We start from the raw sequence: 8,263 nt of genomic DNA, 5'->3' as shown, positions 1-8,263 counted from the left end.
AGGGTGTAGCCGAAGCCCGGCTCCAGCGGCTCGATCACGAACCGGGAGCGGAATTCGTCGACGACCTCTTCGGTCAACGAGGGACGCTGAGCGATGAGCATGAAGTATTGCCTCCAGAGTTCGGCGCCCACTATTTGACGCCGTAGATACAGCAAAGGGTAACGGGCGAAACAGTCTCACCTGGTCACCCGGGTCCGGAACTCGCTGCCGGCGGAGCATCTCCCGAGGTGGCGGTCGCCCCGGCACGTGCACTTTGTGATCTCGACCGGCCCTTCCCCGGCGGCCTGTTCGCTCTTCCGCTCTCGGCGCGTCGCGCTCGCCGGGCACCCCGTCACCAGTGCCGCAACCTCCCCGAACCCGCGGTAACGGCAAGCAGCCTTGCTGGGCGCTCGGGAGCCCCGTGGGAAGAGGCGATGAACGTGGGTCCGCTGCTGGGCCGGCAGCTGGCCGCCGTCCACGCATCGAAGTACGAGACGATCCGGACCGTCCTCCCGGTCGCGGGCGGAGGCCAGGTTCACACCCACGAGGTCGACGAACCGTCGCCGACGGAGGCGCGTCGCCGGCGGTGTCCTTCGACCGTTCCGCGGCCCTCAGCGTCACCGGCGGGTCGGCCGCCGCCGGTCTCCTGCCCGCGGCGCTCGCCGGAGCCGTCGCGGGCCGCCTGCCCCAGACCATCCTCACCGCCGCTGTCGCCGGATTCGCCGTGCTCAGGATGCTGCGTCCCGCCCCGGCGGCCGAGGCCTTGGGGGCGGCGCGGTGCGACCGGTGAAGGCGGCGGCCAGCCACCGGGGCCGGTCCGGGCGCACTGATCGGCCCGCTGGGGGTGGGGGGAGGGGCTAGCGTCGCGGGCCTCGGCTGGTCGGCCATCGGCCCGTTCGTGGGCGCCGCACTCCTGGGCGCGTCGCGTGGGACGGCGAGCGCCTGGCCCTCAAGACGTCGGGCCCCGTGCTGCAGCGCTCCTTCGCGACCGTGCTGCTGGCTGTGACGGCGTTCATGCTCCTCGACGCCGTCGTCTGAAGCCGTACGCGTCTCTCCGATACGCGAGTTGTGGGTGGGGCGGTTGAGACGAACGGGCTCGCCGCGCGTACGTGACGGCACACGGAAGCCCATCCGGCGGTGGCGTACACCGTCGGGGACAGGAGTCGCACGTGTCGCGCAAGAAGACCCTCAGCCGTAAGAAGAAGGTCGCCCTCATGGTGGGCGCCGCCGCGCTGGTGGCGGGAACCGCGGTGGTGATGACCGGCACGAGCCAGGCCTCGGGAGCGTGTGACGGGCTGGCCACCGCGCTGAGCAACAACGAGAAGTTCATCGCAGGTCAGCGAGCGAATCCCGACGCGCAGTCCGCTGCCCGGATCGCCAATCGGGAAGCGGTGATCGAGGAGATCAGGCGAAAGCAGGCGGCGTCGGGCTGCGACACGGGCGGAGAAGCGGAGGCCGGGGCGGGCGGCGGCGAAGATGCCGGTGCGGGCGAGGGTGCCGGGGCCGGCGACGAAGCGGGCGCCGGTGAAGGAGCAGGTGCCGGTGAGGAGCAGGGCGCCGGTGGGGACGCCGCTCAGCCGCCGGCGGAGGAGCCCGGTGGCGATGCCTCCCCCACGGCCCCGCCCGGGGACGGCGGAGAGACGGGGGCGGAGGGCGAGGTCGTCTGCGCCGGCTCCACCGTCACGCTGTCCGGCGAGGCCGGCGCGCCCGCCGCTTCCAGCAACGAGTTCCCCGTCGGTACGCAGCTGAAGGTGACGAACCTGGACAACTCCAAGTCCACCACGGTGGAGGTCACTTCGACGTCGGGCAGCTGTGTGCTGCTCAACAACGAGGCGTTCGAGGAGGTGCGCGAGGCCGGGAAGTTCCTGATCCGCGAGGCGCGGATCGAGCGCGTCGGATAGGCGGACCGGGCGACGGGCGGATCAGGGGACCGGTGGACCGGGGTGTGCCCCCACCGGTCCCTTCAGCCGGGCCGTCCGGCAGGCGTGGCGGCGGACCGGTCGTCGCTCGTGTGCGGGTGTGGTCCCCCGCGACGGAGTGGGGCCGCCTACCCTGGACGAGCCGACCCAGTTTCTGTCCCAGGACGAGACGCCACATCCAAACTCCCCGAGCGGCTGGAGATCATGCCGAGCCTCCCCCTGTCACACGTCGGAAGGGTCTCCAAGAAGGACCTGCTGGCCCGGTTCGCCGACGCCGCGCCGCCCGCCACGCCGTCCGCCGAGCCGTTCGGCGCCCCGGGCGGTGGCGCATGAGCGGCCTGCTGCGGATGGAGCGTGACCGGGGCACCGCCACGCTCACGCTCGACGACCCCGACCGCCGCAACGTCCTGTCCGGTGCGCTCGTCGCCGAACTCATCGCGGCCTTCGACGAGTTGGAGAAGGACCCCGACGTCACCTCGGTCGTCCTCACCGGGGCGGGCACGGCCTTCTGCGCCGGGGCCGACCTCACGGACCTCCTGGCGGCGTCCGAGGGCGACACCTCGGGAGTCGAGACGGTCTACGAGTCCTTCCTCCGGGTGGCCCGCTCGCCGCTGCCGACCATCGCCGCCGTCAACGGCCCGGCGGTCGGCGCAGGCCTCAACCTCGCGCTGGCCTGCGACGTGCGGGTGGCCGCCGAATCGGCGTGGTTCGACACCCGATTCCTCAAGCTCGGGCTGCACCCCGGCGGCGGCCACACCTGGATGCTGAACCGCTTGGTCGGACCCCAGACGGCCGCCGCGATGGTGCTCTTCGGCGAACGCCTGGACGGCGCCGCGGCCACCGCCGCCGGACTGGCCTACCGGTGCGTCCCCGACCCGGATCTGCTCGCCACCGCCCACGCCCTCGCCGCCAGGGCAGGCACGGTCGAACCGGAACTCGTGCGCCGTACCAAGCAGTCGCTGCGGCGCGCGGGCGACGGGCGTGGGCACGACCAGGTGGTGGAGGAGGAAACGCGGGAGCAGCTCTGGTCGCTCTCGCTGCCCGGCACCGCGGAACGCCTGAGCGGGCTCCGGAAGAACCCCAGGGGCTGACCGTCTCGCGCCATCCGGCCGTCGGCGATGGGCCGCCCCTTGCCGTCGGTCGCGATGCCGCTCATCAGGCGGTTCAGGTGCGAGCGCGTCACGGCGTCGAGCCGCTCGTGCCAGTACTGCACCACGGCCAGCAGCAGTTGCTGCTTGTCGCGGAAGCGGTGCGGCAGCCCGGCATCGGTGATCCCGGCATCACGGGCGACGCCGGCCAGGGACGTCTTGCGGTAGCCGTCCTTGCCGAAACGCAGCAGCGCGGCCTCGAGGATCTGGTCGCGCCTGGCCAGCCCTGCCGCGTAGCCGCCGCGCGGCCCTCTTGGTGTCCCGATGGGCCCCACCGTAGCGAGTGCCGTCACCGGCTCCGCCGGGCAGGAAGTGTCGACGTGGCCGCGGCCTTCTTGCACACTGACGGCGGCAGCCTGGGACGGTCGCCGACCCGAACGCACGTCGGGACGGCAAGGCACGTCGGGAGATCGGTGAGGGCGTATTGGACGACTCGCGCGTACATGAGGCGCAGCATGCCGATGCAGCCGGCCGCCGCGGCTCGGAGCCGGGCGCCAGGCCGGTGCTTGGTCGCGCCCTGCAGATCCTCGGTGCGTTCAGCGCGAACTGCCCGGAGCTGACGCTGAGCGAACTCTCCCGCCGGACGGGGCTCCCGGTGTCGACCGTGCACCGGATGCTCGGCGAGCTCACCGCCTGGGGAGCGCTGGAGCGCGGTGACAAGGGGAGTTACCGCGTCGGCCTGCGGCTGTGGGAAGTCGCCTCCCTCGCGCCCCGAGGGCAAGGGCTGCGCGAGCGGGCGCTGCCGTTCCTGGAGGACCTCTCCCAGATCACCCGCGAGAACGTGCAGCTCGCGGTGCGCGAGGGCACCGAGGTCGTCTTCGTCGAGCGCATCGCGGGGTCCGGCGCGGTGCCCGTACTGACGCGCGTCGGCGGGCGTTTCGCCCTCACGGCCACCGGCGTCGGACTCGTGCTGCTGGCGCACGCCCCTGCCGAGGTGCAGGAGCAGGCGCTCGCGGGCCCCTTCGAGCGCTTCACGCCGGGCACGGTCACCGATCCGCGTGAGCTGCGGCGCATGCTGGCCGATACGCGGACCAACGGCTACGCGGTCAGCGACCGCCAGGTCACGATGGACGCCCTGTCGGTCGCCGCCCCGGTGCACCGCGGCGGAACGGTGATCGCCTCGGTGTCGTTGGTGGTGCACCGCGGCAGCACCTCCGCGCACGCACTGGCCCGGCTCGTGTGCACGAGCGCCCGGGCGATCTCGCGCGCCATGGTCACGCCGCGGGTCTGAACCGCCCGACCGGCGCCGGCCCCACACCCATCCCTTGAGCAGATGTTTCCCGGCATGCGGAAAGCCCTCTGGTGGGCCGAGGGCGCCAACTCCACGATGGCGCCTTGAACGCCCCGCTCCGAGGCGCTCCGAACGCCCTCTTCCGAAGGGAACATCATGACTGCCTTCGTCCGCGATCAGTGGTACGTCGCCGCCTACGGCCGGGAGGTGGGCCGGGAGTTGCTCGGACGCACCGTACTGAGCGAGCCGATCCTGCTCTACCGCACGCAGGACGGCCGCGCGGTGGCGATGGCGGAGCGCTGTGTGCACCGGCGTTTCCCGCTGTCGCAGGCGCCGACCCGGCTGGACGGCGACCGGGTGGTCTGCGGCTACCACGGTTTCACCTACGGCACCGACGGCGGCTGCGTCTCCGTGCCCGGCCAGCAGCGCATCCCGCGCACGGCACGCCTGAAGACGTACCCGGTGGTCGAACAGGACTCCTTCGTATGGGTGTGGATAGGCGACCGCGAGCCCGGGGACACCCTGCCGCCCCGCGCTCCGTGGATGGACGCGCCCGAGTACACCGTCGTGTCGGGCATGGAGCCGATCGACGGCGACTACGGCCTGCTGGTCGACAACCTCATGGACCTCTCCCACGAGACGTACCTGCACGGCGGCTACATCGGCACCCCCGAGGTGGCCGACACCCCCATCACCACGGAGGTCGACGACACGGCCGGGATCATCCGCGTGAGCCGACACATGGACGACGCCCAGTGCCCTCCGTTCTACGCCAAGTCCACCGGCATCGCGGGCCGGATCAGCCGCTGGCAGGACATCGAGTACCACGCGCCCTGTCTCTACCTGCTCCACTCGCGCATCGCGCCCGTCGGCGCTCCCCAGCCGCATCCGGACGGCAGCGACCCGCACGCCTTCCACGTGGAGGTCGTCTACGGCATCACTCCCTCGACGGAGAAGACGACGTACGACTTCTGGGCGGTGGCCCGCGACTTCGCCCTCGACGACCAGGACGTCACCGAATTCCTGCGCGCCAGCAACCACACGGTGGTCATGCAGGACGTGGTGGCCCTCAACGTCCTGCAGAAGTCCCTGGACACCGAGCCGGACGGCTACCAGGAGCTGAGCATCAACATCGACACGGGCGGCCTCGCCGCCCGCCGGATTCTCGCCCGCCTGGCCCAGGGGGACACCGCGGCCCAGGACCGGGCGGTGGCCCGGTGATCCCGCCGCACCCGCCCGTCCTCTCCGGGCAGGGCGTCCACCGCATCCACTGGGTGCTCGGCACCGACCGGCTGCTGGCCGCCTGCCACTGCGGTGCGCGGCGGGAGTTCGAGGATCCGGTGGAGCTGTGGGACTGGCTGCTGGGTCACCCCGATGGCCATCGTCCCGGCCCCGCACCGGAGTTCACCCCTGCTGCGCCTGCCCCTGCCCTTGCTCCTGCTCTTGATCCTGCGCCTGTGAAGGGGGAGTCCTCATGACCAGCACGACCTTTCCGGGCGGCGGGGGCGAACTCGACCTGACCCTGGTGCGCAAGGAGCACCTCGCCGAGGGCGTCGTCCGGCTCAGCCTGGCCCACCCCTCCGGCGGGCGGCTGCCCGCCTGGAGCCCCGGCGCCCACATCGACCTGGTCCTCGGCCCCGGCCTCGTACGACAGTACTCGCTGTGCGGAGACCCGGGGGACACCTCCCTCCTCCAAGTGGCCGTGCTGCGCGAGGCGGAGAGCCGGGGCGGCTCCCGGCACGTGCACGACACGCTGGCCGAAGGCGACACGGTCCGGGTCGGCGGACCCCGCAACCGCTTCCAACTGGTCGACTCCGAGCGCTACTTGTTCATCGCCGGCGGCATCGGCATCACGCCCGTCCTGCCGATGATCGACGCCGCCGAGCGGCGGGGAGCCGACTGGCGGTTGGTGTACGGCGGGCGCAGCCGCGCCACCATGGCCTTCGCCGGGCAGCTCGCCGTGGACCATCCCCGCCGGGTGGAGCTGTGCCCCCAGGACGAGAGGGGCCTCCTGGACCTGGACGGGCTGCTCGGCAGTCCCGCCGCGGGCACGCTCGTCTACTGCTGCGGTCCCGAGCCCCTGCTCGACGCGGTGGAGCGGCGGTGCGCCACCTGGCCCGACGGCGCGCTGCACGTCGAGCGATTCACGCCGAAGACGAAGACGAAGTCGCAGGCGCGGGCGGACGACGGCGAAGGCCCTTCGGTCGTCTCCTTCGAGGTCGGGCCCGCCTCCTTCGAGGTCGAGCTCTCCCACAGCGGTGTGACGGTGACCGTCCCGCCGGACAAGTCCGTCCTCCAGAGCGTCGAGGAGGCCGGCGTACAGGTCCTGTCCTCGTGCCGGGAGGGCACCTGTGGCACCTGCGAGACCCCGGTCCTGGACGGCGTCGTGGACCACCGCGACTCCCTCCTCACCCCCGCCGAACAGGCCCGCAACGACACGATGTTCATCTGCGTATCGCGTGCCGCCGGTCCGCGCCTCGTCCTGGATCTGTGACACCGGCGGATCTCACCCGCCCGGTGAAGGGCCCGCGGTCGCGGCGACGATGTAACCCCCAAGCCAAGCGCCCACTGGCTCGGCAACATCGCCCGCAGCATGCACCTCACCGGGTGGCAGTCATTTCCCAAGTGGCGCTGTGTTGTGGGGAGTTGGTGGATTGAGGGCGGGGAGCAGATGGGTGGCGTCCTGGTCTATACCAGGCACGCCTGTCCCAGTATCCTCATCCGTGACCACTAGCACACCATCCCCCCACCCAGGTTGCGTGCCGGTGCGGGCCGCACCCCGTCCACGTCTGCCCCGAGCAGCCGGGTGACCCCCTCTTCGCCGCCTCCAGGAGGATCACGGTGAACGTTCGCACCAGAAGCTCGGCGATCATCGCCACCATCTGTCTCGTCGCTTCCCTCGCCCTGACCGCGGCGTCCGCCGACGAGCCCGCCGCCCCACGCGAAGTTCCGAAGGTCGCGCTCACGAAGGTGACCACGGCCGCGAATCCGACCGCCGGTGCCGCAGGGCCCGGCGGCACCGTCTGGGTGGCCGAACGCGCGGGCACCGTAAGGGTCTTGAGCCCCAAGGGCTTGAGCAAGCCCGTCCTCGACATATCCAAGGAGACCACCACCGACGGTGAACGCGGGCTGCTCGGCATCGCGTTCGACAAGAAGTTCGCGCACCTGTACATCTCGTTCACGAACCTCGAAGGCACCAGCACCGTGGACGAGTTCGCCGTGCGGCACGGCAAGATCAGGACCGAGACCCGGCGCACCGTCATCACCCAGACGCAGCCCTATCCGAACCACAACGGCGGCGACATCAAGTTCGGCCCCGACGGCTACCTCTACATAGCGCTCGGCGACGGCGGTTCGGGCGGTGACCCGCACGGCAACGGGCAGAACCTCGACACACTGCTCGGCAAGCTCCTGCGGATCGACCCGAGGGGCGGCAAGCCGTACGCGATCCCGTCGGACAACCCCTTCGTGGGCGACCCGAATGCCAAGGACGAGATCTGGGCGTACGGGCTGCGCAACCCGTGGCGGTTCTCCTTCGACGCGGGCACGGGCGACCTGCTGATCGGCGACGTCGGCCAGAGCGCGTGGGAGGAGATCGACTGGGCCCCGGCCGCCAGCAAGGGCGGCGAGAACTACGGCTGGTCCCAGATGGAGGGCAGCCATCCCTTCCGGGGCGGCACGGAGCCCGCGAACCACGTGCCGCCGGTCCACGAGTACGACCGCACCGGGCTCGGCTGCTCGGTGACCGGCGGATACGTCTACCGGGGCAAGGCGATCCCGGCCCTCAAGGGTCAGTACGTGTTCAGCGACTACTGCGACGGCACCATCCGCGCCCTGCGGATGGAGAACGGCAAGGTGACCGGCGCCAGCGACCTCGGAGTCAACGGCGGCGAGGTCATCTCCTTCATGCAGGGCGGCAGGGGCGAGCTGTACGTGCTCGACATCGGCGGCAGCATCTTCCGCATCGACCCGGCGTGACGACCGGT

9 protein-coding genes and 2 pseudogenes are annotated in these 8,263 nt (G+C 71.5%); 9 read left to right on the top strand and 2 right to left on the bottom strand.

Annotated features, from left to right (window positions below):
* Window positions 1–101 (bottom strand): annotated as a pseudogene (locus ACIGXX_RS35500) (DNA-directed RNA polymerase subunit alpha); the annotation flags it as partial.
* 464 nt (window positions 102–565) lie between these two features.
* Here ACIGXX_RS35500 and ACIGXX_RS35495 point away from each other — a divergent pair.
* The 4 genes from ACIGXX_RS35495 (at window position 566) to ACIGXX_RS35480 (ending at window position 2,989) form a co-directional block, all read left to right on the top strand.
* Window positions 566–769 (top strand): hypothetical protein, encoded by a 204-nt coding sequence (locus ACIGXX_RS35495; RefSeq protein ID WP_399981964.1) that lies wholly within the window; start codon window positions 566–568, stop codon window positions 767–769.
* Window positions 770–1,148: 379 nt separating this feature from the next.
* Entirely contained in the window at window positions 1,149–1,880 is a 732-nt protein-coding gene (locus ACIGXX_RS35490; RefSeq protein WP_399981961.1) for a hypothetical protein, read from the top strand.
* Between the two features lie 222 nt (window positions 1,881–2,102).
* Entirely contained in the window at window positions 2,103–2,231 is a 129-nt protein-coding gene (locus ACIGXX_RS35485) for a hypothetical protein (RefSeq protein ID WP_361474243.1), read from the top strand.
* Window positions 2,228–2,989 (top strand): enoyl-CoA hydratase, encoded by a 762-nt coding sequence (locus ACIGXX_RS35480; RefSeq protein WP_351169660.1) that lies wholly within the window; start codon window positions 2,228–2,230, stop codon window positions 2,987–2,989. The genes ACIGXX_RS35485 and ACIGXX_RS35480 overlap by 4 nt, the downstream gene beginning before the upstream one ends.
* 134 nt (window positions 2,990–3,123) lie before the next feature.
* Here ACIGXX_RS35480 and ACIGXX_RS35475 read toward each other — a convergent pair.
* Window positions 3,124–3,321: pseudogene (locus ACIGXX_RS35475) on the bottom strand (TetR/AcrR family transcriptional regulator); the annotation flags it as partial.
* A gap of 227 nt (window positions 3,322–3,548) precedes the next feature.
* Here ACIGXX_RS35475 and ACIGXX_RS35470 point away from each other — a divergent pair.
* From ACIGXX_RS35470 to ACIGXX_RS35450, 5 genes are all read left to right on the top strand, one after another.
* Window positions 3,549–4,277, top strand: coding sequence for an IclR family transcriptional regulator (locus ACIGXX_RS35470; RefSeq protein WP_399981958.1), 729 nt, complete (start codon window positions 3,549–3,551; stop codon window positions 4,275–4,277).
* Window positions 4,278–4,433: 156 nt separating this feature from the next.
* Window positions 4,434–5,498: an aromatic ring-hydroxylating dioxygenase subunit alpha gene (locus tag ACIGXX_RS35465; protein WP_361474237.1), complete on the top strand. Its 1,065-nt coding sequence runs from the start codon at window positions 4,434–4,436 to the stop codon at window positions 5,496–5,498.
* A complete protein-coding gene (locus tag ACIGXX_RS35460; RefSeq protein WP_383821101.1) occupies window positions 5,495–5,755 on the top strand; it encodes a hypothetical protein in 261 nt (86 codons plus the stop codon). Before ACIGXX_RS35465 ends, ACIGXX_RS35460 begins: the two co-directional genes overlap by 4 nt.
* The gene (locus ACIGXX_RS35455) at window positions 5,752–6,771 is read left to right on the top strand and encodes a PDR/VanB family oxidoreductase (RefSeq protein ID WP_399981953.1); all 1,020 of its coding nucleotides are present in this window, start codon (window positions 5,752–5,754) and stop codon (window positions 6,769–6,771) included. The genes ACIGXX_RS35460 and ACIGXX_RS35455 overlap by 4 nt, the downstream gene beginning before the upstream one ends.
* A gap of 347 nt (window positions 6,772–7,118) precedes the next feature.
* On the top strand, window positions 7,119–8,255 hold the full coding sequence (locus ACIGXX_RS35450) for a PQQ-dependent sugar dehydrogenase (RefSeq protein ID WP_383821095.1): 1,137 nt from the start codon (window positions 7,119–7,121) through the stop codon (window positions 8,253–8,255).
* The last annotated feature ends 8 nt before the right edge of the window (window positions 8,256–8,263 follow it).

It is taken from the genome of Streptomyces sp. NPDC055243 (genome assembly GCF_044544025.1).
In the GTDB taxonomy this organism is placed as follows: domain Bacteria; phylum Actinomycetota; class Actinomycetes; order Streptomycetales; family Streptomycetaceae; genus Streptomyces.
Note: the sequence above shows the minus strand (reverse complement) of the source record. Positions and strands in the feature narration are given on the sequence as shown.